Source organism: Microbacterium sp. ARD32, assembly GCF_031844385.1.
In the GTDB taxonomy this organism is placed as follows: domain Bacteria; phylum Actinomycetota; class Actinomycetes; order Actinomycetales; family Microbacteriaceae; genus Microbacterium.
Genome location: NZ_JAUZVD010000004.1, coordinates 59,667 through 84,876, shown reverse-complemented (window position 1 = coordinate 84,876; position 25,210 = coordinate 59,667). Strand labels below are relative to the sequence as shown.

Here is a 25,210-nt window from a genome sequence, read left to right as displayed (position 1 = left end):
GTCGCGGCGGTGCGCACTCGGTAGGCTGACGACATGAGCACCGTCGCACTCATCGACGACCACGAGTCGGTTCGTCTGGGCCTGGAGGCAGCCTGCCTGCGCGACGGGGAGCAGGATGTCGTCTTCTCCGGCGGCACCGTCAAGGAGTACCTCGAGTGGCGTGCGGTCTCGGCCTCGCCGCCGGTGGACGTCGTCGTGCTCGATCTGACGCTCGGCGATGGCACCACCGTCACCGAGAACGTCGCGACGCTCGTGGCCGACGGAGCGAGCGTGGTCATCCACAGCGTCGCCGATCGTCCGGCATCCGTGCGGGAGGCGCTGGTCGCCGGGGCGGCGGGCGTCGTCAGCAAGTCCTCCGCGCTCGATGACGTGCTGGATGCGATCCGCACCGTCGCTCGCGGCGAGGCGCTCAACAACGTGGAGTGGGCGAGCGCCGTCGACGGCGATCGTGAGTTCGCCGACGCGCAGCTGTCCACCCGGGAACGCGATGTGCTCAGGCTGTACGCGACCGGGCTGCCGCTGAAGGCGGTGGCCGACCGGCTCGGGGTGGCCTATTCGACCGCGAAGGAGAACATCACCCGCATCCGGGTGAAGTACGTGGAAGTGGGTCGGCCCGCGCCCACCAAGGTCGACCTGCTGCGCCGGGCGGTGGAGGACGGCATCGTCGCGCCGGACGGGCTGACGAGTGCCCGGTGATGCGCGCAGCATCCGCGAGGCATGGAGCAGTCTGCCCACACCCGGCGAGGTCGGGCTCGGCATGGAGCGCTTCACGGGCCGGCGCATGGACCGCATCCTGGCGATCGTCGCGGCCATCGGATCGACGGCGCTGGGGATCCAGGCGCTGCTCAGTGCAATCACCCGCCTGATCACCCCGGATGCGCCGCACCTGGCGATCATGATCCTGGTGTTCCTGCCGCTGCTCTGGATGATCGTCGCCTGCGTGAGCGGAAGATGGGTCACGCAGGCCGGCGGGACGTTCGCGGTGGTGTACGTGCTGGCGCTGATGCTCTGGCCCGCGGTGGTCGACCGCTCGGTGCAGGAGCCGGCGGAGCAGCCGTGGATCTTCTTCCTGGTGAACATCGGCGTGGTCGCGGCGATGCTCGCGTTCCCTCCGCGGCTGCAGTTCACCTGGGCGCTGGGCGTACCGCTCGTCTACGGCTACGTGCGGCTCGCGCAGGGAGACTTCACACGGGGGTTCTGGATCACGACGGCGTTCGACGTGTCGTTCACGATCATCCTCGGCACGGTCATCGTGACGCTGGCGTGGATCTTCCGGCAGGTCGCAACCGGGGTGGACGATGCGCGGGCGCAGGCCGTCGACACCTACGCGGCCGCGGCCGCGGCATCCGCTTCGGAGGAGGAGCGCGTCGCGATGGCGGCGCTCATGCACGACAGCGTGCTGGCGGCCCTGATCGCGGCGGAGCGGGCGTCGAGCGAGCGCGAGCGCACGCTCGCCGTCGGGATGGCGCGCGAGGCGCTGACCCGCCTGGCCAACACCGAGGCGTCGATCGCCCGTGAGGGCAGCGACGAGCCGGTGCGGCGCGCGCAGGTGGTCGCCGAGCTGCGGCGCACGCTGTCGGAGCAGGGGGCGGATGCCGTGGTCGAGCAGCGCGGCGTGCCCGCGGAGATCCCGGGGAAGGCGGCGCGTGCGCTGGTGCTGGCCGCCAGGCAGGCGATCGGGAACGCGCTCATCCATGCCGGAGGGCGCGGACTGCACGTGGTCGTGGAATCGCCCCAGCCGGACCGGTTGACGCTGACGGTCGTGGACGCCGGTCCCGGCTTCGATCCGAACGAGATCGGCGAGGACCGGCTGGGCATCCGGGCATCCATTGTCGCGCGCATGGCCGCGGTGGCGGGGTCCTCCCGCGTCACCTCGAACGCCGGCGGCACCGTCGTCGAGCTGAGCTGGGAGCCGTCATGAGGCGCACGGTCCGCAGCATGATGACGGCGCTCGTGCTGGGTTTCGCGCTGTACTTCTGCGCGCGAGCGATCTGGTGGATCGAGCAGCCCACGGCGCCGCTGCTGATGGTCGGCGGGATCGTGCTGTACCTGGCGGCGACGCTCACCGCGGTGCTCGCCGCGGCGGCGGGGACGGTGCGGATGCCGTGGGGCGCGGCGGCCCTGGCGCTGATGGCCAGTGCCGCCGTGCCCGCACTGGCCAGCCTGGGGCTGGAGCCGGACATGCGCACCGCGCCCTTCGCGACCTGGTACATCGGGGCGACCGGCCTGCTGGCGGTGGTGTGCATCGTGCGGCAGCGCCCGATCGTGGGATGGACCTCTCTCGCGGTGCTGATCGTCTCGGCTTCGGCGTATCTCGGCGTCGGCGGCGCCTTCCGTCTCGGTCTGGTCGGCTCGATCACCTGGGTGGTGGTGGCGCAGCTGCTGGTGCTGTTCTGGGAGCGGGCGGTGCGCGACACCGAGCGCCTGACCGACGTGCAGCGATCCGTCTCGGCGTGGCAGGCGACGCAGCTGGTGCGCCAGCGCGAGCGTCGTGTGCGCGCGCAGCGCGCCCTCGCCATCGCGGGTCCGGTGCTCTCGCGCACCGTCGCGGCGCGGGGAGTGCTGAGCGAGCAGGAGAAGCTGGACGCGCGGCTGGCCGAGGGGACGCTGCGCGACGAGCTCCGCGGCGCGGTGCTGCTCAACGACGCGGTGCGTCAGGCCATCGCGGACGCCCGCCGCCGCGGCACGCTGGTGACAGTGTTCGACGAGGGCGGTCTGGACGACCTGGACCCGCGACGGCTGGGGGAGATCCGCGACGAGCTGGCGGGCGTGCTCGCCAGTGCCCGAGCGAACCGGGTCATCATCCGGGCCGGGAGAGACGATCGGATCGCGGTGACGGTCGTGGGGCGCGCGGCCGGGGGCGCGCACGACGATGACGCCGTGGAGCTGTGGCACGAGATCCGCCGCGACGCGGATCCCGGATCCGAGCCGGGCTGACGTCTCCGAGGAGGAGAGTGGGCGAGGGGCGGCGAAGCCGCCCGCCCCTCGCCAGTGCGGAACAGCTACCCGAAAACTGTCCGCAGGGGGCGGTACTGCGTCTGCCTACCCTGTGGCAGAGCAGCCGCCTAACGCGAAGCGTCGATACCAGTCTGTCCGGTGTCAACCCGTCTGTCTGTAGGTATTTCGGGGGACAAAATCGACGGTTCTGAGACGAAGGTCGACAGCCGGACTGGCCGTTCAGCCAGAGAAGCGACCCCAGGGGATGTCCCGACGCAGCGGTCTGCGCAGCCCGCGCTGCGTGCGCTCCCACACCGAGACCTCGGGCACATCGGCGACGGCCTCAGCGGTCTCCCGTACGTATGCGTCGCTCACGACCGCGATGAGGGCGGCGAGCTCCTCCTCGCTCGGCGTGCCGCGGATGACCCGCACGCGCGGGGTCTCTTCGGGGTCGATCACAGCGGGATGTTCCCGTGCTTCTTGGGCGGCAGCTCGGCCCGCTTGCCCCTGAGCGCGCGCAGCGACTTCGCGATCGACACCCGGGTGCTCGCCGGCTCGATGATGCCGTCGATCTCGCCGCGCTCGGCGGCGAGGAACGGCGACGTCACGCTGTAGGTGTACTCGTTGGCCAGGCGGGCACGCACGGCGGCGACGTCCTCGCCGCTCTCCTCGGCCTTCTTGATCTCGTTGCGATAGAGGATGTTCACGGCGCCCTGACCGCCCATCACGGCGATCTCGGCCGTCGGCCAGGCGAGGTTGACGTCGGCGCCCAGCTGCTTGGAGCCCATGACGATGTAGGCGCCGCCGTAGGCCTTGCGAAGGATGACGGTCACCAGCGGGACGGTGGCCTCGGCGTACGCGTAGATGAGCTTCGCGCCGCGGCGGATGACGCCGGTCCACTCCTGATCGGTACCGGGGAGGTATCCGGGAACGTCGACGAGGGTGACGATCGGGATGGAGAACGCGTCGCAGAAACGCACGAAGCGGCTGGCCTTCTCGCCGGCCTCGATGTTCAGCGTGCCCGCCATCTGCGAGGGCTGGTTGGCGATGATGCCCACCGACCGGCCCTCGACCCGGCCGAAGCCGATCAGGATGTTCGGCGCGAACAGCGGCTGCACCTCGAGGAAGTCGCCGGCGTCGACGACGTGCTCGATCACGGTGTGCATGTCGTAGGGCTGGTTGGGGGAGTCGGGGATGATCGCGTTCAGTCGCTGATCGGCATCCGTCGTCTCCCACTCGAATTCCGTGGCGTAGCCGGGCAGCTCGGCCATGTTGTTGTCGGGGAGGAAGCTGAGCAGGGTGCGGGCGTAGTCGATGGCGTCGTCCTCATCGGATGCGAGATAGTGAGCCACGCCCGAGCGCGTGTTGTGCGTGTGGGCGCCGCCGAGCTCTTCCATGCCGACGTCCTCGCCGGTGACGGTCTTGATCACGTCGGGGCCGGTGACGAACATCTGGCTGGTCTTGTCGACCATGATGACGAAATCGGTCAGGGCGGGGCCGTACACGGCGCCGCCGGCGGCGGGGCCCATGATGATGGAGATCTGCGGGATGACGCCCGAGGAGCGGGTGTTCATCTTGAAGATCTCGCCGTACTTGCTCAGTGCCAGCACGCCCTCCTGGATGCGGGCGCCGCCGGAGTCGAGGATGCCGACCACCGGCATGCCGCTGGTGAGCGCGAACTCCATGATCTTGATGATCTTGTCGCCCGAGACCTCGCCGAGGGAGCCGCCGAAGGTGGTGAAGTCCTGCGAGTAGACCGCGACCGTGCGCCCGTTGATGGTGCCGATGCCGGTCACGACGGAGTCGCCGTACGGGCGGTTGCGGTCCATGCCGAAGGCGGTGGTGCGGTGTCGCACGTACTCGTCGAACTCGACGAAGCTCCCGTTGTCGACGAGCAGCTCGATGCGCTCTCGGGCCGTCATCTTGCCCTTGGCGTGCTGCTTCTGCTTGGCGATCTTCTCCGGCTCGACGACTGCTTCGTCGAAGCGAGCGCGGAGGTCCGCGATCTTCGCGGCCGTGGTCGAGAGGTCAGGCGTGTCCGTCACGGATTCCACCCTATCGGTGGGCCTCGCCGCGACGTTGGATGTCGGCTACAACGGGTCGGGCGTTCCTTTGGCGGAGATGTGTCATCGGGTGGGGCAGCCGGGTGCGGTGGGGTCTTCGTTGCAGGTGTGGGCGACGAGGGCGGTGTGGGCTTCGTAGATGCGGATGTTCTGTTCGGGTCCGGGGATGGTGAGGGTGCCGGGGACGGGGTTCCAGCCGGTGCCGAGGTCGATCTCGGCGGTGTAGGTGGTGTGGGCGGTGGTGGTGTAGGTGCCGCGTTCGGCGTAGACGTGGCTGGTGTCGGTGGGGGTGAACTGCGGCACGTGCAGGTTCTTCCAGGTGGTGCCGGGGGTGGTGGTCGTCGCTGTCGTGGTGTCGCCGTAGTCGAAGGTGAAGGATGCCGGGGTGAAGCGGGCGGTGATCGGGTAGCCGAACAGTTCCCCGTCTCGGGTGTGCACGTCGGCGTCGACGATGAAGTTGGTGGGCAGGCCCGCCACGCCGAGGTTGTGGGGTTCCCCGGTCAGTGTGGCGGGCGCCGGGGCGAAGGAGGCCAGGTCGGTGATCGTGACCGTCGGGAATCCCGGATCGGCCGGATCCTCCTGCTCGGGGTCGCGGTCGGGGTCGTCGGTGTCGGGGCGGATGCAGTGATCGGGCAGACTCGTCCACTCCAGGCACAGCCGCTCCAACGGCACCCGCGGCGCCCCCTCACCGGGCGACCACGCTGAATCCATCAGCGGAGCATCTGGCACAGCCAGCGACTCATCGTGGTCGGCGTCCGTGCTGGCCTTGTGCGTGCTTTGGTCGGAACGGGGATGGTTTCCAGACTCACCAGGTACCGTCCTGGTTCCCTTGACGTTCGTTGTCTTGGTGTTCGGATCCAATGCCGCGGCGATGGTCTGTGCGCCAAGTTCCTCTCCTGACTCATCGGCGCAAGCGACCTGCGGAATTGCAAGGACGGTGACTGCTACCACCGCTCCCAGGAGGAGATTTCTCAGCACGAGAAGTCGTCCTTCGTCTCATGGTTCGATTCGATGCGCAAGCCTGTCCGCGTCGATCCTGGCGAGAACGTCACCATCCGACCCACCCGTGGCAATCGTCCCTTCGGAACCGCGGAGTCACCGCCTTCGCGTAGGAGATCCACCTGCGACACGTCGATACACAATTGGACGACGACCTCATCACTGGATGCTGAAAGCGGTGAGAACGTATCGAAAGTGGCATCGCCGGTTTTCGTGAGCCGCTCTGCGTGGTACAGACTCAAAGCCTTCTTCTCCGCTCCCAACGCGGTACCTGTAAGCCAGTCGTACACTGGCTCAAATGTTGCAGGGTCGGCGTAGTCGGCTGCGTTGGCCGCATCCGAGTAGGCCTGGTAGGTTTCCTCCGCGGCGGCGAAGGCCTCCTCGTCGCTGGCGAACAGTGCGGTCTTGGTGGGTGTGGGTTCCGGCGCCGGCGTGCACGACGCGAGCATCCCCAGCGCGAGCATCCCGGCAGACAGCGCACCGAGCGCACGGAGAGTGGTGGTCGTGACAGTCACCCGGACACGGTAACCCGAACAACCTGACGCCCGCAGAAGTTATCCACAGGACCCCGTCAGGCCCGCTTCTGCTCGTCCTCCCCGCCCTGCACGTTCTCGTGCACCAGTGCGCCGAGCAGTTGCACGAGCTTCCCGCGCATCTCGGGGTGGGCGAGGTAGTACTGCACCAGGCGGTTGTTGGTGTCCTGGTTGCTGAGCACGGCATCCGTCACCGCGTCGTTGAGGTCGGGCGACTCCACGAACTGCTTGCGCGTGTTCGCAGCCGCCTGGGTGCGCAGCTGCGGGTTCTCGACCAGCACTGTCACGACGCCCTCAGCCCAGCTCTGCACGCCCGACTGGCTGAAGTCCTCGTCGGCGAACAGCTCGTTGATGCGCGCGAGGATGTCCGCCAGGCGTGCGAGGCGTGGGTCGCGCGCGGTTCCGGTGCCGCCGGCTCCTGCAGGATCCATGGGGCTCGACTCGCCGACATCCAGATCCAGGTCATGATCACCGCGCCGGGTCTGCTTGATGTGCGTCAGCTCCACGGACGAGAAGTCGATCGGCTCGATCGCGACCCTTCCGGTCAGGCGGGGGAGCAGCAGCCGCAGGTACAGCGAGCGCTTCTCCAACCCGGTGTCGGCGTAGTCGAAGATCTGCGAGAGGAAGTCGTAGAACCGGATGAACGTGCCGACGTCCTTGCGGAACATGTCCAGCTCGTCCTGCTCCGCCTTCGATCCGGATGCCACGGCTGCGGCGTACCGCGCGTTGAAGCGGTCGGCCGCGGCCTTCAGCGGGGCCGTGTGCGCGCCGTGCTCGGGCGGTGTCGAGGTGGCGAGGAACGCGTGAGCGAACGCCTCGATCTCAGCATCCGTGTAGATGCCCTCGGCATCCAGCTTCGACTGCAGATCGTGCACCTGATCCGGGTCGCTGGTCTCACTGAGCTCGGCGGTGCGGTGATACTGGCGGAACGTCTCGAGGATCTCATCCGGGTCGTTCACGAAGTCGAGGATGTACGTCGTGTCCTTCCCGCCCGCGGCGTAGGTGCGATTCAGTCTCGACAGCGTCTGCACGGCCGTGACCCCGTCGAGCCGCTTGTCCACGTACATGGCGCAAAGCAGCGGCTGATCGAAGCCGGTCTGGTACTTGTTGGCGACGATGAGGATCTGGAAGTCGTCCGAGGCGAATGCGGTGGGGATGCTGCGCCCGCGCAGCCCCGCGTTGAGGTTCGCCTCGGAGTAGGGCGGCTCGACGCCCTTGAAGGCCACGCCCGGCACCTGCTCGGCGGTCATCGTGCCGGAGAACGCGATCAGCGTCGCGAGCGGGTACTTCTTCGAGGCGATGTATGCGTCGATCGCCTCCTTGTAGCGGATCGCGTGCTCGCGGGAGGCGGTGACCACCATCGCCTTGGCATGCCCGTCGAGCAGGTGCCGCACGTTGGCGCGGTAGTGCTCGACGATGATCTGCACCTTCTGCGCGATGTTGGTCGGATGCAGGGACACCCACCGCATGAGTCCCTTGACCGCCTCGCCCTCGTCCACCTCGTCGACGAGCTGCAGATGACGGCGGGTCCTCTCCGCGAGCTGGAACGCCGTGGAGTACGTGGTGTAGTTGCGCAGCACGTCGAGGATGTAGCCCTCCTCGATCGCCTGGCGCATGGAGTAGACGTGGAATGCGCGGGGGATGCCGTCGGCATCCGGCCTGCCGAACAGCTCCAGCGTCTTCGGCTTCGGCGTCGCCGTGAAGGCGAAGAAGGAGAGGTTCGGCGAGTCGGCGCGGGCGGTCATCTGCGCGGCGAGGAGCGACTCGGCATCCACCTCTCCGCCGTCGTCGAGAGCCGCCTGCTCGTCGGTCGTGAGCACCTCACGGAGCTTCTTGGACGCTTCTCCGGTCTGCGACGAGTGCGCCTCGTCGGCGATGATCGCGAAGCTGCGGCCGGCGAGGCCGGCGTTCTCCTGGATCGCCTTCAGCGCATAGGGGAAGGTCTGCAGGGTGACGATGATGATGTGCTTGCCGGAGAGAAGGGTCTTGGCGAGCAGGCCCGACTTGGAGCCTTCCCCGGCCTTGCGCACCTCGTCGGCGTTGATGGTCGCGACCGTGCCGTCGACGCCTTCGATCTGCTTGATGGCCTTCTGCAGCTGGTCGTCCAGCACCGTGCGGTCGGTGATGACGATGACGGAGTCGAACACCTTGTGGTTCACGTCGTCGTGCAGGTTGGAGAGGCCGTGCGCGAGCCAGGCGATCGAGTTCGTCTTTCCGGAGCCTGCGGAGTGCTGCACCAGGTAGCGGTGGCCGGGACCCTCCTGACGCGCGGTCTCGAGCAGCTCGGTGACGAGCTCCCACTGGTGGAAGCGCGGGAACAGCAGGGCGGTGCGCTTCGTCACCTCGCCCGTGATCGGGTCGGTGGACTGCGATTTCTCGATGTGCAGCAGCCGGCCCAGGATGTTCAGCCAGGCATCCCGCTGCAGCACGCGCTCCCACAGATAGGACGATGCTGCCCCGCCCGGGTTCACGGGGTTGCCGGCGCCCTGATCGTTTCCGAGGTTGAACGGCAGGAATCGCGTTGCGGCGCCGGCGAGGCGGGTGGTCATCGCGACCTCGTCGGTGGAGACGGCGAAGTGCACGAGAGCGCGGTTGGCGAAGCCGAGCAGCGGCTCGCCCCTCGGGTCGCGCGCGTGGCGGTACTGAGCGATCGCATCGTCGAGCTTCTGCATGTTGTCGGTCTTGAGCTCGAGCGTCGCGACCGGGATGCCGTTGGCGAACAGCACGAGGTCGATGGAGCCGGTGTGCTTGGTGGAGTAGTAGACCTGCCGGACGACACGCAGCCGGACGGCGTGGTAGTCCTGCTGAGCCTGCGCGTTCAGTGTGGTGGCCGGCCTGAAGGCGCACATGCGGAAGGTCGCCGGCGTCTTCTTGAACCCGCGGCGCAGCACGTTGAGCGTGCCGCCGCCGGAGTCGAGGGGGAGGTCCAGGGTCTTCACGAGCCGGTCGAGCAGCTGCTGCTTCGCCTTCTCCTGTTCCGGAGCGGATGCCGTGGGCCCCACGACCTTCGCCCATTCCTCGGGCTGCGTCTGCTGCAGCCAGGCGAAGACGTCCTCGGGGAAGAGCGCGCGCGCCTTGTCGTAGCCGTGCGTGTTCTCGGGCTCGTAGATCCAGCCGTTCGCCGCGAGATGCTCGCAGATCTCACGTTCGAATGCTTCCTCGTGCTGAATGCCCATGCATGTAAGCATGGCGCATAGATGAGAGATCTCGTTTCGTGCGGTGGCCGGCTGCGGGATCGTCGCTTCGCTCGCAGCCCTTCGACTCGCTTCGCTCGCTCAGGAACCACGGCCTCAACCCCGGCGCTGGCGCGCCACCCCGATGCTCGCTCACGCGACGATCCCTCCGCGCTCGCAGACATGCCAGATGGAGGATTGGCTTCTCTGAAAAGAATCTCTGACCAGCCTCGATCACGAGCTCCCAATGCGATGCACTGAGCGAGCGCCAGCGAGTCGAAGTGTCGGTGGTCCCCTGTTGAATAGAAGCATGAACAGCACCGTCGCCGTCCTCGATCGGGTCGCCTCCGACCTCGATCTGGTGCTGGGTGCGGATGCGCTTTCGACGCTGTCGGATTCCGAGCGGCTCTCGGTGCTGAACGCTGCCGGTGAAGTGCTGAGGAGGGTGGAGGCTGTCGTCGTCGAGGCGGTGGCGACGTCCGACCCGGTGGATGTTCCCAACAGCGCCGGATGCCGCAGTATGAACGAGCTGCTGCAGCGCACTCTTCGGGTCGATTCGCGCACAGCCGCGCAGGTGGCGAAGGCGGGCAGGCTCACGCGTCGCGACACGGATCTCACGTCAGGAGAATTCGTGCCGGCGAAGTGGCCTGCCCTGCGGCAGGCACTGCTCGACGGCGCGATCGGGGTCACGGGCCTGCTGGCTGCAACGGGCCCGATCGAGTCGGCCGGAGATCGGATCGGCTCCGTAGACCGCTGGAAGGCTGATGCACTCCTCGCCGACGTGGCGCACGGATACACGGTGGGTGGCGACGTCGAGGCGGAGTCCGATGTGACTCCGGCCCCGACTCCGGAGGAGTTGAAGGCGCTCGCGCACGAGATCGCCGTGCGGCTCGACCCGGATGGTGCCGAGCCTGTCGAGGCGCGTGCGATGCGCAAGCGGTACCTGACGATCGGGCGGATGCGCGATGGCGTGTACCCGATGCGCGGCAACCTGCTGCCCGAGACCTACGCCCAGTTGCAGCTGCTGCTCGACGCGCAGCTCAATCCCAAGACCGACGGGCCGCCGATTCCGGAGGGCGTTGCGTTCCGGCCGTCCGACGATGACGTGGATGCCGTCGAAGACGAGTTCAACAGCGACCTGCGCAGCGTGCTCGACACGCGCACGCACGGGCAGAAGCAGCACGACGCGCTGGCCGCGGCCCTCGGGATCGCCGCGCGCCACGCTGATATGCCCTCGCTGGGCGGTGCCGCACCGACGCTGGTCGTGCACATCGACTTCGATGACGACTCGTGGGCCCGCATCCCGGGCGTCGACGGGCCCGTCAGCGGTGCCGTCGCCCGTCACACCGGCTGCACCGGTGCTCTGCAACGCGTGTTCACCGAGAAGGGGCGGATCGTCGGGATGACCATCACCGACCGCATCTTCGACGTGTACCAGCGTCGCGCGATCACCCTCCGCGACAAGGAATGCCTCATCCCGGGCTGCCACGTCCCCGCGTCCTGGTGCGAGATCCACCACGTCGTCGAGTATGCGCGCGGCGGGCCGACCAGCACAGACAACGGCGTGCCGCTGTGCTGGTGGCACCACCGGTCACTGGATCACGCCGGGTGGGAGATCCGAATGAATGACGGGCTGCCCGAGATCCGCGGCCCCTCCTGGTGGGACCCACTCCAGCGCTGGCGCGTCCCGCGTCTGTCGCTGCCGGACTTCGCATTCACGTAGTTGCCATCCGGTCATCGAGCGCGCCCCCACCACCCGGTCATTGAGCGAGCGAAGCGAGACGAAATGCACCCTGCGTTGGCGGGCTGCGGGATCGTCCCTTCGCTCGCAGAGCGGGGGCCCCGGCGCTGGCGCGCCACCCCGATGCTCGCTCACGCGACGATCCCTCCGCCCTCACGTATCTTCGGGGGAACACCACCCCGGTCATTGAGCGAGCGCAGCGAGCGGTGTACTGAGCGAGCGCAGCGAGTCGAAGTGACGAAATGCGCTGAGCGAGCGCAGCGAGTCGAAGTGACGAAACGTGCTCTGGTGGCGGGCTGCGGGATCGTCGCTTCGCTCGCAGAGCGGGGGCCCTTCCGCTTCGCTCCTCCCCGATGCTCGCTCACGCGACGATCCCTCCGCCCTCACGCGTCTTCGGGGGAACACCACCCCCGGTCACTGAGCGAGCGGAGCGAGTCGAAGTGACGAAATGCGTCAGGCAGGGATCTCCAGCTGACCGGTGACCGCCGCTGTGATCAGCGCCGCGCGGCGCTCCTTCGAGAGTTCGATGAAGCGCTCGGCCTTGGCGATGAGGGCGTCGCTGGCAGCGAGTCGCTGGTCCAGGGCGTCGCAGATCCTCTGCTGCTCATCTGTCGCTGGGTAAATGAAGCGGATGGCTCCGAGGACGTCGCGTGAGAGCGAAGGCAAGGTGGCTGTTCGGTTGTTGGCTTCGACGTACCCGCTCGCTACACACGCTTTGAGTACATAAGTGGCGAAGCGGGAGCTGACCAGTGCTGAGCTACTGCGCAGGCGTGCGACGTGATTCTGGAACCCCCACCCGGGGAGATCTCTTGTCAGTCGGTGGCTACGACCATATCCCGCACCGCCCTCGACAACGACGATGTCATCGCATAGCAGCGAGTACTTGGCCAACTCGGAAGGTGTGAAAGGCATTGTCTTCGTTGCGTCGGCGACCAGGTGGTCTGGCTGGATGGATCCAGCAGCGAGGTATGGAGCTTGCTCCTCATCTCCGGACAATGTGTTTCCGTTGATCATCTTCCCCAGTGCAATCTCGAAGTGCTGTTTCAGACTCGCGATGCGCCAGCCGTCTGGCGCAGACCCGAACCAATCATCGGCACCTGATTCTCCGAAGTTCGGTGTGACAGCGGCGGAGATCGCGGCAACGCGGCGCTCGCGGAGGGTGGCGATGAGCTGTTCCTGCTTCGCGATGAGCTTGTCGATCTGAGCGGTTTCGCGGTCGAGGTAGTCGGCGATCACCTTTTGCTCAGATTGAGGTGGGACTGGGATCGAGATCGACTTCATCGTCGAATATCGAGTGGACCATAGGTCAGCGACGATACCGCTGCCCCAGCGGTAGAACTCTTCCTGGAACGCTGTACTTCGAAGCAGATGATGTGCGTAACGTGCCGAGATGACGTAGCGGGGCGTCAACACCGTGTAGACAACGGAGACACTCCCGTCAAGTGGTGAAATGCCGCTCGAACCCTTGCGATCCGAGCGTGAATTGATGACGAAGTCGCCGCGTCTGACGAGCTTTCGATTGTCGGTCGAGTTTGTGAGCGCGACATTTTCGAGACGCGGCACGACACCGTTCTTCGTGACGGAGAGCGGCTCGAAGTCGGCGTCACTGACTGTCTCATTACGCTCCTCGAAGCAACTCGAGATTGGGAGCATCCGCCAGGTGTGTGGGAGGTGCTCGAACGGCCAACTCAACGCTCCACCTCGCGCAGCAACTCCATGATCTCGCCGACGAGCTGGTTGAGCTCGGCGTCGATCTCCTCGAGCGGGCGCGGAGGGACGTACTCGTAGAAGTGGCGGGTGAAGGGGATCTCGTAGCCGACCTTCGTCTTGGCGGCATCGACCCAGGCATCCGGAACATGGGGGAGCACCTCGGCCTCGAAGTACGCCTGGATCACGGCATCCCGGGCATCCGCTCCCTCCTCGTTCCCACCCCACGTGAACGGGACGTTCTCGGTGTCCCGGAGCTTGGAGTCCGGTTTCGGGTTGCCCTTGCGATCCGTGACGATCGCGCCCGCCTCATCGCGCAGCGGGCGCTCGACAGTGATGGTCCAGTAGCCGAAGGCATCCGTCGGGAAGATCTTGGAGTGCTTCTGCTCGGTGTGCTCGGCGTACAGCCGGGCGATCTCGGCGCGGTCCGTCGTCGCCACCTCGCGGTTCTTCTGACCGAGGTTCTTTCGCAGCTTGCTCCAGAACCCGGTTCCGTCGATCAGCTGCACGGTGCCGATGCGATCGGCCGGCTTCTGGTTGTCGAGCAGCCACACGTAGGTGGCGATGCCGGTGTTGTAGAACATGTTCGTCGGCAGGGCGACGATCGCATCGACCAGGTCGTGCTCCAGCAGCCACCGGCGGATCTCGCTCGGCCCGGACTCCGCACCACCCGTGAACAGTGGCGAGCCGTTCAGCACGATTCCCGCACGCCCACCACCCTCGTGGACAGGACGCATCTTCGTGGCGATGTGCTGCAGGAACAGCATCTGCCCGTCACTGATCGGCGGCAGTCCGCCCGGGAAGCGACTGCGCTCGCCGGTCTCCTGGATGTGCGCCTTCACCGCAGCCTGAGAGGCCTTCCAGTCCACTCCGTAAGGCGGGTTCGACAGGCAGTAGTCGAAGGTCTGCCCCGCGAACAGGTCGTCCGACAGCGTGTTGCCGAGGCGGATGTTGGTGGCGTCCTGGCCCTTCGCGATCATGTCGCTCTTGCAGATCGCGTACGACTGCGGATTGATCTCCTGCCCGTACAGACGCAGCTTGGCATCCGGATTCATCTCCAGCAGCCGCTCCTCCGCGACCGACAGCATCCCGCCCGTGCCCGCCGTCGGGTCATAGATGGAGCGCACAGCGCCCTTCGCCGTGAGACCGGAGTCGTCGCCGGCGAACAGCAGATCGACGATCAGCCGAATGGCATCGCGCGGAGTGAAGTGCTCACCGGCCGTCTCATTGGACGCCTCGGCGAACTTGCGGATCAGCTCCTCGAAGAGGTCGCCCATGGCGGCGTTCGGCAGCGCCTCGGGGGAGAGGTCGACCTCGGCGAAGCGCTGCACGACGATCAGCAGCCGGTTGCTCTCGGCGAGGGCCTCGATCTGGTCGTCGAACTTGAACCGGTCGAACACGTCGATGCTCTTCGAGAAGCCGGAGATGTAGTCGATCAGGTTCGCCTGCAGGCCTTCGGGGTCGCCGAGCAGCCGGGTGAAGGTCCACGGGGAGGAGTTGTAGAAGCCGAGCCCCGTCTTCTGACGGATGCGGACGTCGCGCAGGTCCTCGCTGTCGGTGCTCTCCAGAACCTCATCGATGACGTCGCGGTGGGCAGACATCACACCGTCGAGACGCCGCAGGATCGTCATCGGGAGGATGACGTCGCCGTACTGATGCGGTTTGAACGGGCCCCGGAGCTGATCCGCGATCTGCCACACGAAGGTTCCGAGACTGCTCACCGATAGCGCCCTTCCAGCCGATGTCGCCTCGCGAGCCGTCAGGGGAGGCGCTCGAGCGGGCAGAACGGCTTAACCATCTCCTAAAAGAGCAGCTCATGCAAGCTGTCGCCTTCGCGAGCGCCTACGGAAACATCAGGGCTTGGATGCTTGACGGATGAATGCATCGCGCTCACAGGCATCCGAGAAGCTCGGGATGCTGGTGCGCAGGCTCCGCGAGAAGAACTCGATGAGCCGGCAGACGCTCTCGGAGCGATCGGGACTGAACTCGTCGCACCTGGCGCGGATCGAGGCAGGCGAGGGCAACCCCACGCTGTTCGCCTTGATCCAGCTGGCGACGGCGTTGGAGCAGAAGCCGGAGGTCTTCGTCAGCGGGCTGACCGCTGCCGACCTGCCGAAGGACGTCAAGACGCCCTACTCCGAGGCTGACTTCCGCCGGGAACTGAGGCGGCGCGAGGGAGAGGCGTGATCGCCGAACCCGTCACACGACGAAGCGCCACACGTACTCCAGGCCGTCGTGCTGGCGGAACCAGGCGATCGTGACGACCAGGTCATCGACGTCGGAATCGCACAGGCACAGCTCGATGGTCTCGGTGGGCAGCACCTGACCCCACAGGTCGACCAGCCGGCCGTCCTGGGCGTCGCTGCGCATCACCTTGACGAAGTCCACCGGCTCGCGGCCCGCGTTCATCACCACCGGATGCGTGCGATCGCGTCGGGTGATCACCCACGGCACGCAGTAGGCGGTCGGCGGAGGCGACTGGGTGGTGTCGATCGAGTGCAGCATCCGGCCAAGCTAAGGACGGCTTCCGACGCCGAAGCGGCCAGGTGAGGCCGCGGCCCTCGGGCTGTGGAGAACTCGTCGTCAGTCGGCGGATGTGGAGGGAGCATCGAGCTCGGTGCCCTCGCTGTCCCCGGATCGACGCCGGCCGACCCTCTGCGTCGCACCCCTGACCGCGCGAGCGGTCCTGGCCGTGGCATCCGCGGTCCGGGACGCGACGTTCGCGCCGATCAGGCGGGCGCCGTGCAGCATCCGCCTCTCCAGCCTCTCGCTGCCGGCGACCGGCTCCAGCTCGGGCGGAAGCCAAGGCGGAGGGAACCCGAAGGCGCGGCGCGAACTGCTCAGCACGCGTCTGCCCAGAAGGTGGTTCCCCGCACCGCCGACGGCAGCGCCGACGCCGAACGGCAGCGCCTTTCCCAGGAACGACGCGCTGCCCCGCGAGGCGAACTGCCGGATGAACTCCGACTTCAGCCGGTCAACCAGCGGTCCGACCGCGGCGCGCGGCAGCGACTTCGTGACGAGTTCGCCCCAGTACGACGCCCGCGTGCCACCCTTGCCGGCGGCCTGCCGCGTCAGCTGCGAGACGAGATCGATGCCCTCCTTGCCGAGCATCAGCGCCATCACCAGTGCTCGCGCGCGCTCCGGGTCCTGCACCGCGATGCCGTGCACCTCGGCGACCGACTGGGCGAACAGCGCCGTCGACTCCATGAAGCCGACGGTCTCCGCGCCCGAGAGCGCCAGGGTGATGCCGGTTCCGACGCCGGGGACGACGGCGGCGGCTCCGACGGCGGCTCCGCCCGTCGTCACGGCGGCGAGGTAGCGCGTCTCGAGGATCTTGATGATGTCCTGCGGAGTGGCAGTCGGGTGGCGGAGTCGGATGCTGCGCAGGTGAGCCACGACGAGTGGGCGCTGCACGGACAGGACGCGATCCAGCCCGCGCGTCGAGAACGAGCGCGACTCCGGCGCCGGTGCAGGCGGCGGCGCGTCCGGCACGATGTGGAGCTTGTGGACCTTCTCAGGCATGGGGTGATCCTATGCACAGCATCCGCGAGAAAGCCGAATGCCGCCGCCCCGGGGGGCGACGGCATTCGTGTGCGTCTCGTGCGACGGGATCACACGAAGAGGTTCGCGCGCTCCAGGTCCTCGGCGAAGTCGATCTCGACCGCGTACAGGTCAGAGACATCCATCGGCTCGAGCAGCAGGCCGTTCTCGGCGATCGCGAGCTCGAGACCGCGCTCGAAGTAGTCCTGGTCGTCGACGCGCTGCAGCTGGCGAATGAACGCGGCCTTGTCGGTCGAGGAGATGTAGTTGATGCCGACGGCCTCGCCGAGTCCGCCCTTGACCGTCTTCGACAGCTCCTTGATGAAGCCCTCGGCGGTCACGGTGTACTTGACCTCCTCGTCGCTCACCTTGGAGGTGTTGACGGTGACGAAGGACTGGTCGCGCTCGATGAACTCGATCGCCCGGCCCAGGATGCGCGGGTCGAAGACGACGTCGCCGTTCATCCACAGCACCCCGCCCCTGCCCGTGGCGTTCAGCGCACGCAGCAGGCTCTTGGAGGTGTTGGTGACGTCGTAGCGCTCGTTGTGCACGTACTTCGCCGACGGGAACGCCTCGATGATGGTCTCCGCGCGGTAGCCGACCACGGCGGTGATCCGGGCGTCACGCCCGAACACGGCGCGGATGTTGTCGTGCTGCTGCTGCATGATGGTGCGTCCGTCGCTGAGCTCGGTGAGCGGCTTCGGCAGAGCACGGCCGAGGCGCGAGCCCATGCCCGCTGCGAGGATGACGGTCTGAAGAGTCACGATTTCTCCTAAAAGAGCTTGTGTTCACTGTCGATTCATCGACGGGACACCTCTTCGTGCCAGAGCCATGGTACTGATCGCACCTGGGAGAGCTCCGGCAGCCCGGATGCCGTTGCCGTTTCGTGATCGATCGCACACCTGCCACTCAGGTTCATCTGCGGGTCTGCAAAGCGGGTTTCAGCCCGTGTCAGAGCCTCGGTCGGGGGACCGTTGGCTTGATACCGTAGTACCCGTGACAGCTGCTCTCGACTCAGGCGATGACCGCGACGACACCGCCCGGTCGGGGAAGGCGGAGGAGACGGCTGCGCCCGCCGCGAGCACGAAGACCGGCACGAAGTCGACGGGTGCGAAATCGGCGGCCGCCAGGTCTGCGGCGGCCAAGACCACGGCGGCGAAGAAGGCTGCGGCTGCGGCGAGTGCGTCCAAGAGCACCGGAGCGAAGCAGGCCGCGGCGGCGAACGCGTCGAAGACCGCCGCCGTGAAGAAGGCCGCGGCGGATGCCGGCGCGGCCAAGAACTCGCGTGAACCCGCCGCGAAGAGGACGACCGCGCCCACGTCGGCGAGCGCTGCCGGATCCCCGGCAGCCAAAAAGCCGGCGACCGCGAAGACGGCCGCCGCGAAGACGGCCGCCGCGAAGACGGCGACGGCGAAGCCGGCTGGGGCGAAGAAGCCCGCAACCGCGAAGACGACGACGACGAAGACAGCTACCACGAAGGCAGTGACCGAGAAGACGGCGTCGGCGAGGAAGCCTGCAGCGCCGAAGACGCCGTCAACCGCGAAGAAGCCCGCGGCACCGAGGAAGCCCGCCGCATCCGCAGCTGCGAACGCCGCGCAGCGTTCGGCATCCGACGAACTCATCGCCTACATCCCCGCGCTGCCGAAGACGTCGACGCCTCCCGACGTCGTGGAGCCGGTGCTGCGGCCCGCCGCCGAGGAAAGCCCCCGCACCGACCCGCCGGCGCCCGAGGCCGTTCCCGAGCCGGTGGCCGCGACCGAGCCGGCCCCCGAGGCCGAGCCGACTCCCGAGGCTGCTCCCGAACCGGTGCTCACGGCCGAGCCGACGCCGGAGACCGCCCCCGAAACGACGCCGGAGACCGAGCCCGCATCGGCGGAGGAGGCGGATGCCGCACGCGATCCCGCCGAGCCCGACCCCGATCCCGCTGACCCCGATCCCGCCGAACCCGATGCCGTCGTGGTCGCCGGTCCGCCCGCGGATTCCGAACCCGCCGCCGACGCGATCCGCATACGCGGTCTGGTCAAGCGCTTCGGTGACTCGAACGCCGTCGACGGCATCGACCTGACCGTGCCCGCCGGCTCGTTCTACGGGCTGGTCGGGCCGAACGGCGCGGGCAAGACCACCACGCTGTCGATCATCGCCGGGCTGCTGCGCGCCGACGCGGGCTCCGTGCACATCTGCGGCATCGATCAGAAGGCGCGCCCGCTCGACGCGAAGCGGGTGATGGGGGTGCTTCCCGACCGGCTGCGCACGTTCGACAGGCTCACCGGGCGTCAGCTGCTGCATTACTACGGCCAGCTGCGCGGACTGAAGCGCGCCGTGATCGAGAAGCGCGTCGCCGACCTGGCCCGCGCGTTCGATCTCACCGAGGCGCTCGGCCGCGTCGTGTCGGACTACTCCGCGGGGATGACCAAGAAGATCATGCTCGCGGGTGCGCTGATCCACTCGCCCCGGGTGCTCGTGCTCGACGAGCCGTTCGAGGCGGTCGATCCGGTCTCCTCGGGCGTGATCCTCGACATCCTGCGGTCCTATGTGGCGCACGGCGGCACCGTCATCCTCTCCAGCCACGGCATGGACCTGGTCGAGCAGGTGTGCTCGCGGGTCGCCGTGATCGTGGGCGGCGACGTGCTGGCCGAGGGCACCGTGGACGAGGTGCGCGCCGGCCAGACCCTGGCGGCGAGGTTCGTCGAGCTCTCCGGCACGGGTGGCGAAGTGGAGGGCCTGGAGTGGTTGCACACGTTCTCGGGCTGAGGCTGCGGCTGCTCGCCGGCGCGCTGCGCCCGCAACGGGCGGTGCGCGGGGTGCTCGCGCTGCTGGCCACCGCTGCGGTCACGGTCGCCGTCTGCGTCGCGGTGCTGGGGCTGGGAAGCGCGCCGCTGCCCACCGCGCGCACTGTGATCGTGCTGGGAGGGGCGTCGGTGTTCGTCGCGTTCTTCCTGGGGCCGATCCTCGTCGGGGCGCAGGATCAGCTGGACCCGCGCAGATTCGCGCCGTTCGGCGTCGACCTGAAGCGGATGCCGTGGATCCTCGCGCTCGCGTCGCTGGTCAGCGTGCCGAGCATGGCCCTCGTCGCCGTGCACGTCGTGTTCGCGGTCGCCGTGACGACGGTCGCATCGGTCCCCTGGCCGGCCGCGGTCGCGGCTGCGCTGGTGAGCGTGCTCTCCACGGCGCTCGTCGCGCGCATCGGGATGGCGATCAGCGCGATCGTCCTGCCCGAGCGCCGCTCTCGCGAGCTGACCGTGCTGTTCACGATCCCGATCATCGCCATCGCGTTCCCGGTCGCCGCCTACTTCGCCTCGATGCGGTGGGACGGGCACGTGCCGCCTGCTGCCGCCGCGGTGACCGCGTTCGTCGGCTACACGCCGCTGGCCGCGCCGCAGGCCTTCCTGTTCCGCCTGGCGGCGGGCGAGACCGGCGCGGCGTGGACCAGCGGGCTGGTCGCGCTGCTGACGCTGGCCGCCCTGCTCGCGCTGTGGGGGCACCTGGTCCGGCGGATGCTGTCCACCACCGAGCGTCCCTACGCCACGCGGGAGCGATCCGGGCTCGGATGGTTCTCGACGCTGCCGACCACGGCTTTCGGGGCGGTGGCCGCGCGCAGCCTGGTGTACTGGATGCGCGACCGGCGGTACATCGTGAACGTGCTGATCGTGCCGGTCGCCGGCGTGCTCACGGTGTTCCCGCTGATGATCGCCGGCGTCCCGCCCTGGGCTGCGGCGCTCGTGCCGGTGCCGCTGATGGCGCTCTTCTTCGGCTGGCTGCCGCACAACGATGTCGCCTACGACTCCACGGCACTGTGGATCCACATCGCCAGTGGCGTGCGGGGCCTGCCCGACCGCCTGGGACGGCTGGTCCCCGTCATGCTCGTCTCGATCCCGGTGCTCGCGATCGCCGTCTCGGTCACGCTTGCGTTCACCGGCGAGTGGCAACTGCTGCTGCCGCTCGTCGGGGTGGCATCCGCTCTGCTGCTCGGCGGCCTCGGCATGTCCAGCATCGCCTCGGTCGTGGCACCGTACGCGGTCTCGCGCCCGGGTGACAGCCCGTTCCAGCAGCCGCAGCGCTCCTCGTCGCACGGATCCTTCGGCGCGGCAGGCACGTTCCTCGCCGCTCTCGTGGTCAGCCTGCCGACGCTGTGGCTGTTCGTGCTCACCGTCGTCGATGGCGACCGCCACGCACCCGCCACGTTCTGGACGGGAATCATCACGGGGGTGCTGGTGCTGTTCGGGGGAGCGGCCATCGGCGGGGCCATCTTCGAGCGCGGGGGCACGCGACTGATGGAGTTCGTCGAGACGACCTGATCCCCGCCCGCGTCGGCCGACCGGGGAACCGGTCCTGCGGGTGGTGCCGGCCGCTAGAATCGCCACATGAGTACTCCGCTGGACAGCCCCGATCAGGGTGGCGTGGCAACGCTTGATCGTGAACTCGAAGAGCTCCTCCGCGAGGAGAATCTCGAGCCCGGCGACCATGAGCGCTTCTCGCACTACGTGAAGAAGGACAAGATCCTCGAGTCCGCCATCACCGGCAAGCCGGTGCGGGCACTCTGCGGCAAGAAGTGGACACCGGGACGCGACCCGGAGAAGTTCCCGATCTGCCCGACGTGCAAGGAGATCTACGAGAAGATGGTCGGCTGACCCTCACTCCTGCTCGGTGAAGACCGTCGGGATCGCCGGGTCGGACTTGCTGAGCGCGAGCGCCCGCAGCGGCAGTTCCTCTCGCACGCGCAGATGGTGCTCGCGCGCGGCGGCGGTGCCGTCGGGGCCCTCGTGCGCGGTGTCGATCTCGCCGTTGTCGACGAGCACCACCTGCACGGCCCGCGCGCCGGGGTGGGACCCGGCGACGTCGACCGGCTCGAACCCGTCGGCGACCGAGATCGTCTCGGCCACGGCGACGCCGTCCTCGAGCGAGCGGAACGCCGCCTTGCGGCCGCCTCGGGAGGCCTTGTCGGCGGATGCCTTGGCCACCGCCACCCAGCCGCCTGCCGCGTCCTGGCGGGCGACCAGCTTGTAGACCATCCCCGCGGTCGGATACCCCGACCCGGTGACCACCGAGGTGCCGACGCCGTACGCGTCGACCGGTGAGGCGGCGAGCGCCGCGATGGCGTACTCGTCGAGGTCGCTGGTGACGGTGATCCTCGTGCCCGTGGCGCCGAGATCGTCCAGCTGCGCGCGCACCTCGGCGGCGACGATGGGCAGGTCGCCGGAGTCCAGCCGCACGCCGCCGAGCTCGCGGCCGGCCACGCGGATCGCCGTCTCCACGCCGGTGCGGATGTCGTAGGTGTCCACCAGCAGCGTCGTGCCGACGCCCAGGCTCTGCACCTGTGCGCGGAACGCGTCCTCCTCGCTGTCGTGCAGCAGGGTCCAGGAGTGCGCGGCCGTCCCCATCGTGGGGATGCCCCATCGCCGGCCCGCCTCGAGGTTGCTGGTGGCGCCGAACCCGGCGATGAAGGCCGCGCGTGCCGCAGCCACGGCGGAGTGCTCGGCCGCCCGGCGCGAGCCCATCTCGGCCAGGGGACGCTCCCCGGCGGCGATGCTCATCCGCGAGGCCGCGGTGGCGACGGCGGAGTCGTGATTGAGCACGCTGAGCGCCAGGGTCTCCAGCACCACGGCATCCGCGAAGGAGCCCTCCACGGTCAGCACGGGTGAGCCCGGGAAGTAGAGCTCGCCCTCGCGGTAGCCGAGGATCGTCCCGGTGAACCGGTAGCGCTCCAGGTAGCGGATCGCCTCGGCATCCACCACATCGTTGTCGCGCAGGAAGCGCAGCTCGTCGTCGTCGAAGCGGAACTCCCTCAGCAGCTGCAGCAGCCGCCCGGTGCCGGCCACCACGCCGAACCGGCGGCCGCCAGCGAGCCGCCGCGAGAACAGCTCGAACACAGAGGGCCGGCCGGCCGTGCCGTCGCGCAGCGAGGCGGCGAGCATGGTCAGTTCATAGCGGTCGGTGAGGAACGCGGAGCTCATCCGCTCAGTGTATTCCGCGCGTCGCATCCCATCCTGCCGACGCCGGGTCCTCGCGCTGTGCAGGTGCGCGGAATCAGGAATACTGATGATCGTGCCCGACGAACTGGAACGACTCGCCAACGCCGTGCTCTGGCCCGGATTCCTCGGCAGCACGGTTCCCGGCTGGCTCGCGGATGCCCTGCGGGACGGACTCGCCGGCGTCGTCCTCTTCGCACAGAACCTCGGCGGTGGCACCGCGGCGCTGAGCGCCGACATCCACCGGCTGGCGCCGCAGGCGCTCATCGGGATCGATGAGGAGGGCGGCAGCGTCACCCGGCTCGAGACTGCGACGGGCTCCACCATTCCGGGAGCAGCGGAGCTCGGGGCGCTGGACGACGTCGAGGCCACCCGGGCCGCGGGCTTCGAGATCGGCCGCCGGGTCGACGCGATCGGCGCGGACGTCGTGCTCGCGCCCGTCGCCGACGTGAACACCGACCCGCGCAATCCGGTCATCGGCGTGCGCGCCTTCGGCTCCGACACCGCACTCGTGTCCAGGCACGTGGCCGCCGCCGTCCGCGGCATCCAGTCCGCCGGCGTCGCCGCCTGCGCCAAGCACTATCCCGGCCATGGAGACACGCACACCGACTCGCACCACGACCTGCCGCGAATCACGCTCAGCCAGGACGAGATCGAGCGCGTGCACCTGCCGCCGTTCACCGCCGCCATCGACGCCGGCGTGCACGCGATCATGACCGCGCACATCGCCGCGCAGCACTGGGGTGACGCTCCCGCCACCCTCGACCCGGTCGTGCTCGGGCGCCTGCGGGCCGGCTTCGACGGCGTCATCATCACGGACGCGCTCGACATGGCCGCGATCCGCGAGAGCGTCGGCATCGGCGGGGGAGCGGTGCGCGCGCTCGCCGCGGGAGCCGACCTGCTCTGCGTCGGGAACCCCACCAACCCCGGCGCGGCGATGCGTCCCGACCAGGACGAGCGCGATTACCGGGAGGCACGGGATGCCGTCGTCGCGGCGATCCGCTCCGGAGAGCTGCCGCGCGCCCGGGTCGAGGAAGCCGCACGCCGGGTCGCGGCGATGGCTGCGACCGTCCGCGCCCGTGGCGAGGTCGCCGGCGTCCCCTTCGACGCGGATGCCATCGCCGACCGTGCACTGCGGATCGACGGCGCGTTCGCGCCGTTCGACGATGCGCCGACCACCGTGATCGACCTGCGCCGGGCATCCAGCCTCGCCGTCGACAGTGCGGGCTCGCATGTCGCGCTGGCGCTCGCGGCGGGTGGCCGGGTGGTCCGTCTCGACGCGGACCGCGCGGCGGGTGCGGAGATCGAGGCCGCGATCCTGGCCGCGGGCGAGTGCCAGAGCGTGGTGCTCGTGGACCGCATCGACGCGGATGCCGCGCAGCGGGCGGTGCTCGACAGGATCCGCTCCGCCGTGCCCGGCACGGTGGCCGTCAATGTCGGACTGGCCGTTCCCGACCCCGGCCCCACCGTCACGGCTTCCGCGGCGAGCCTGCTCGCGGCCCGCGCCGCACGAAGAGCGCTGCTGAACCCGCCCGCCGATTCCGCACGGGAGCGGGCCGGAACCGCAGCAGAAGCGACAGAAGAGGAACCGTCATGACCGACCGTGCAGAGCTGCGATCCACCCTCGAGACGTTCGCGACCGAGCGCGTGGATCCGCGCTTCGCCGAACTCGACACGCTCGACACGCGCGCGCAGGTGCGCCTGATGGCCGAGCACGGGCACCGTGCGGTCGACGCAGTCGCCGAGGCGGAGAAGAGCATCGCCCGGGCCGTGGACGGGATCGTCGAGCGGATGCGGCGGGGTGGCCGCCTGATCTACATCGGCGCCGGCTCGCCGGGCCGGCTCGGTGTGCTCGACGCCAGTGAGGTCCCGCCGACCTTCGGCGCCGATCCCGGGCTCGTCGTCGGCGTGATCGCCGGCGGCGACACCGCACTGCGATCCGCCGTGGAGGGTGCCGAGGACGACGCTGCGGCCGGTGCTGCCGCGATCGTCGAACTGGAGACGGGCCCGCTGGACAGCGTGGTCGGCATCTCGGCATCCGGTCGCACGCCGTACGTGATCGGCGCCCTCCAGACCGCCCGCGAACGCGGCGCGCTTGCGATCTCGCTCGCAGGCAACCGGTCGGCGCAGATGTCGGCGGATGCAGACATCGCGATAGAGGCCGAGGCGGCGCCCGAGATCGTGGCCGGCTCCACCCGGCTGAACTCCGGCACGGCGCAGAAGCTCGTGCTGAACATGCTCTCGACACTCGCGATGGTGCAGCTGGGCAAGGTCTACGGCAATCTCATGGTCGACGTGCGCTCCACCAACGAGAAGCTGCGTGCCCGCGCCGAGCGCATCGTCATCTCCGCCACCGGATGCAGCCCGGACGAGGCCACGCGGGCGCTCGCCGCAGCGGACGGGTCGGTCAAGCTCGCGGTCGGGATCGTGTCGTCCGGAGCGGATCCTGCGGCGGTGCGAGAGGCGCTCGCGGCAGCCGACGGGCACCTGCGCGTAGCGCTGGCTGCGCTGGCTTCGCGCTCGGCTGCCGACCCGGCGGACTAGCGGCCGA

The 25,210-nt window shown here is 68.7% G+C and carries 22 protein-coding genes; 10 read left to right on the top strand and 12 right to left on the bottom strand.

From position 1 onward, the window contains the following. Nucleotides 1–33: 33 nt before the first annotated feature. The 3 genes from Q9R19_RS13560 to Q9R19_RS13550 are packed head-to-tail and all read left to right on the top strand — an operon-like array spanning nt 34 to nt 2,937. A complete protein-coding gene (locus tag Q9R19_RS13560; RefSeq protein WP_311256924.1) occupies nt 34–696 on the top strand; it encodes a response regulator transcription factor in 663 nt (220 codons plus the stop codon). Then, nucleotides 686–1,921 (top strand): ATP-binding protein, encoded by a 1,236-nt coding sequence (locus Q9R19_RS13555; RefSeq protein WP_311256923.1) that lies wholly within the window; start codon nt 686–688, stop codon nt 1,919–1,921. Before Q9R19_RS13560 ends, Q9R19_RS13555 begins: the two co-directional genes overlap by 11 nt. Then, nucleotides 1,918–2,937: a hypothetical protein gene (locus tag Q9R19_RS13550; protein ID WP_311256922.1), complete on the top strand. Its 1,020-nt coding sequence runs from the start codon at nt 1,918–1,920 to the stop codon at nt 2,935–2,937. The genes Q9R19_RS13555 and Q9R19_RS13550 overlap by 4 nt, the downstream gene beginning before the upstream one ends. 240 nt (nt 2,938–3,177) lie before the next feature. Here the strand turns inward: Q9R19_RS13550 and Q9R19_RS13545 are convergent, their stop codons facing one another. From Q9R19_RS13545 to Q9R19_RS13525, 5 genes are all read right to left on the bottom strand, one after another. Continuing rightward, nucleotides 3,178–3,396, bottom strand: a complete 219-nt coding sequence (locus tag Q9R19_RS13545) for an acyl-CoA carboxylase subunit epsilon (RefSeq protein WP_311256921.1) — start codon at nt 3,394–3,396, stop codon at nt 3,178–3,180. After that, entirely contained in the window at nt 3,393–4,991 is a 1,599-nt protein-coding gene (locus Q9R19_RS13540; protein ID WP_311256920.1) for an acyl-CoA carboxylase subunit beta, read from the bottom strand. The genes Q9R19_RS13545 and Q9R19_RS13540 overlap by 4 nt, the downstream gene beginning before the upstream one ends. A 72-nt stretch (nt 4,992–5,063) precedes the next feature. After that, nucleotides 5,064–5,711: a hypothetical protein gene (locus tag Q9R19_RS13535; RefSeq protein WP_311256919.1), complete on the bottom strand. Its 648-nt coding sequence runs from the start codon at nt 5,709–5,711 to the stop codon at nt 5,064–5,066. A 260-nt stretch (nt 5,712–5,971) separates the two neighbouring features. After that, a complete protein-coding gene (locus Q9R19_RS13530; protein WP_311256918.1) occupies nt 5,972–6,514 on the bottom strand; it encodes a hypothetical protein in 543 nt (180 codons plus the stop codon). A 56-nt stretch (nt 6,515–6,570) separates the two neighbouring features. After that, on the bottom strand, nt 6,571–9,708 hold the full coding sequence (locus Q9R19_RS13525; protein WP_311256917.1) for a type I restriction endonuclease: 3,138 nt from the start codon (nt 9,706–9,708) through the stop codon (nt 6,571–6,573). 307 nt (nt 9,709–10,015) lie between these two features. Between Q9R19_RS13525 and Q9R19_RS13520 the strand changes: the two genes are divergently transcribed. Beyond that, nucleotides 10,016–11,428, top strand: a complete 1,413-nt coding sequence (locus Q9R19_RS13520) for a DUF222 domain-containing protein (protein WP_311256916.1) — start codon at nt 10,016–10,018, stop codon at nt 11,426–11,428. Between the two features lie 471 nt (nt 11,429–11,899). On the opposite strand, the gene Q9R19_RS13515 is transcribed toward Q9R19_RS13520, so the two are convergent. Both Q9R19_RS13515 and Q9R19_RS13510 read right to left on the bottom strand, forming a co-directional pair. Further along, entirely contained in the window at nt 11,900–13,099 is a 1,200-nt protein-coding gene (locus Q9R19_RS13515) for a restriction endonuclease subunit S (protein WP_311256915.1), read from the bottom strand. 35 nt (nt 13,100–13,134) lie between these two features. Further along, nucleotides 13,135–14,874, bottom strand: coding sequence for a class I SAM-dependent DNA methyltransferase (locus Q9R19_RS13510; protein ID WP_311256914.1), 1,740 nt, complete (start codon nt 14,872–14,874; stop codon nt 13,135–13,137). A gap of 154 nt (nt 14,875–15,028) precedes the next feature. On the opposite strand from Q9R19_RS13510, the gene Q9R19_RS13505 reads away from it, so the two are divergent. Continuing rightward, nucleotides 15,029–15,340, top strand: coding sequence for a helix-turn-helix transcriptional regulator (locus tag Q9R19_RS13505; RefSeq protein WP_311256913.1), 312 nt, complete (start codon nt 15,029–15,031; stop codon nt 15,338–15,340). Nucleotides 15,341–15,352: 12 nt separating this feature from the next. Here Q9R19_RS13505 and Q9R19_RS13500 read toward each other — a convergent pair whose 3' ends face one another. The 4 genes from Q9R19_RS13500 to Q9R19_RS13485 all read right to left on the bottom strand — a co-directional run bounded on the left by Q9R19_RS13500 (nt 15,353) and on the right by Q9R19_RS13485 (nt 18,168). Beyond that, complete coding sequence (locus tag Q9R19_RS13500) at nt 15,353–15,658, bottom strand: hypothetical protein (protein ID WP_311256912.1); 306 nt, start codon at nt 15,656–15,658, stop codon at nt 15,353–15,355. Between the two features lie 78 nt (nt 15,659–15,736). Beyond that, complete coding sequence (locus tag Q9R19_RS13495; RefSeq protein ID WP_311256911.1) at nt 15,737–16,675, bottom strand: hypothetical protein; 939 nt, start codon at nt 16,673–16,675, stop codon at nt 15,737–15,739. An 89-nt stretch (nt 16,676–16,764) separates the two neighbouring features. Continuing rightward, nucleotides 16,765–17,457 (bottom strand): NTP transferase domain-containing protein, encoded by a 693-nt coding sequence (locus Q9R19_RS13490; RefSeq protein ID WP_311256910.1) that lies wholly within the window; start codon nt 17,455–17,457, stop codon nt 16,765–16,767. 177 nt (nt 17,458–17,634) lie between these two features. Continuing rightward, on the bottom strand, nt 17,635–18,168 hold the full coding sequence (locus tag Q9R19_RS13485) for a hypothetical protein (RefSeq protein ID WP_311256909.1): 534 nt from the start codon (nt 18,166–18,168) through the stop codon (nt 17,635–17,637). A gap of 7 nt (nt 18,169–18,175) precedes the next feature. Here Q9R19_RS13485 and Q9R19_RS13480 point away from each other — a divergent pair, with 7 nt between their 5' ends. The 3 genes from Q9R19_RS13480 (at nt 18,176) to Q9R19_RS13470 (ending at nt 21,321) form a co-directional block, all read left to right on the top strand. Continuing rightward, a complete protein-coding gene (locus Q9R19_RS13480; protein WP_311256908.1) occupies nt 18,176–19,444 on the top strand; it encodes an ATP-binding cassette domain-containing protein in 1,269 nt (422 codons plus the stop codon). After that, nucleotides 19,420–20,988 carry a hypothetical protein gene (locus Q9R19_RS13475; protein WP_311256907.1) on the top strand — a complete coding sequence of 523 codons (1,569 nt, stop codon included), beginning with the start codon at nt 19,420–19,422 and terminating at the stop codon, nt 20,986–20,988. The genes Q9R19_RS13480 and Q9R19_RS13475 overlap by 25 nt, the downstream gene beginning before the upstream one ends. Before the next feature lie 66 nt (nt 20,989–21,054). After that, nucleotides 21,055–21,321 (top strand): DUF3039 domain-containing protein, encoded by a 267-nt coding sequence (locus Q9R19_RS13470; RefSeq protein WP_307372439.1) that lies wholly within the window; start codon nt 21,055–21,057, stop codon nt 21,319–21,321. A gap of 3 nt (nt 21,322–21,324) precedes the next feature. Here the strand turns inward: Q9R19_RS13470 and Q9R19_RS13465 are convergent, their stop codons facing one another. Continuing rightward, nucleotides 21,325–22,707: a nicotinate phosphoribosyltransferase gene (locus Q9R19_RS13465; RefSeq protein ID WP_396653495.1), complete on the bottom strand. Its 1,383-nt coding sequence runs from the start codon at nt 22,705–22,707 to the stop codon at nt 21,325–21,327. Between the two features lie 28 nt (nt 22,708–22,735). Here Q9R19_RS13465 and Q9R19_RS13460 point away from each other — a divergent pair, with 28 nt between their 5' ends. Together Q9R19_RS13460 and murQ are read left to right on the top strand one after the other, a co-directional pair. Further along, nucleotides 22,736–24,256 carry a glycoside hydrolase family 3 N-terminal domain-containing protein gene (locus Q9R19_RS13460; protein WP_311256905.1) on the top strand — a complete coding sequence of 507 codons (1,521 nt, stop codon included), beginning with the start codon at nt 22,736–22,738 and terminating at the stop codon, nt 24,254–24,256. Then, on the top strand, nt 24,253–25,203 hold the full coding sequence (gene murQ, locus Q9R19_RS13455) for an N-acetylmuramic acid 6-phosphate etherase (RefSeq protein WP_311256904.1): 951 nt from the start codon (nt 24,253–24,255) through the stop codon (nt 25,201–25,203). Before Q9R19_RS13460 ends, murQ begins: the two co-directional genes overlap by 4 nt. Nucleotides 25,204–25,210: the final 7 nt, after the last annotated feature.

Coding starts and splice junctions, on each gene's coding strand:
- Q9R19_RS13470 (WP_307372439.1), top strand. CDS start 21,055: ATGAGTACTCCGCTGGACAGCCCCGATCAGGGTGGCGTGGCAACGCTT.
- murQ (WP_311256904.1), top strand. CDS start 24,253: ATGACCGACCGTGCAGAGCTGCGATCCACCCTCGAGACGTTCGCGACC.
- Q9R19_RS13495 (WP_311256911.1), bottom strand. CDS start 16,675: ATGCCTGAGAAGGTCCACAAGCTCCACATCGTGCCGGACGCGCCGCCG.
- Q9R19_RS13505 (WP_311256913.1), top strand. CDS start 15,029: ATGAATGCATCGCGCTCACAGGCATCCGAGAAGCTCGGGATGCTGGTG.
- Q9R19_RS13500 (WP_311256912.1), bottom strand. CDS start 15,658: ATGCTGCACTCGATCGACACCACCCAGTCGCCTCCGCCGACCGCCTAC.
- Q9R19_RS13560 (WP_311256924.1), top strand. CDS start 34: ATGAGCACCGTCGCACTCATCGACGACCACGAGTCGGTTCGTCTGGGC.
- Q9R19_RS13525 (WP_311256917.1), bottom strand. CDS start 9,708: ATGGGCATTCAGCACGAGGAAGCATTCGAACGTGAGATCTGCGAGCAT.
- Q9R19_RS13550 (WP_311256922.1), top strand. CDS start 1,918: ATGAGGCGCACGGTCCGCAGCATGATGACGGCGCTCGTGCTGGGTTTC.
- Q9R19_RS13520 (WP_311256916.1), top strand. CDS start 10,016: ATGAACAGCACCGTCGCCGTCCTCGATCGGGTCGCCTCCGACCTCGAT.
- Q9R19_RS13515 (WP_311256915.1), bottom strand. CDS start 13,099: ATGCTCCCAATCTCGAGTTGCTTCGAGGAGCGTAATGAGACAGTCAGT.
- Q9R19_RS13535 (WP_311256919.1), bottom strand. CDS start 5,711: ATGGATTCAGCGTGGTCGCCCGGTGAGGGGGCGCCGCGGGTGCCGTTG.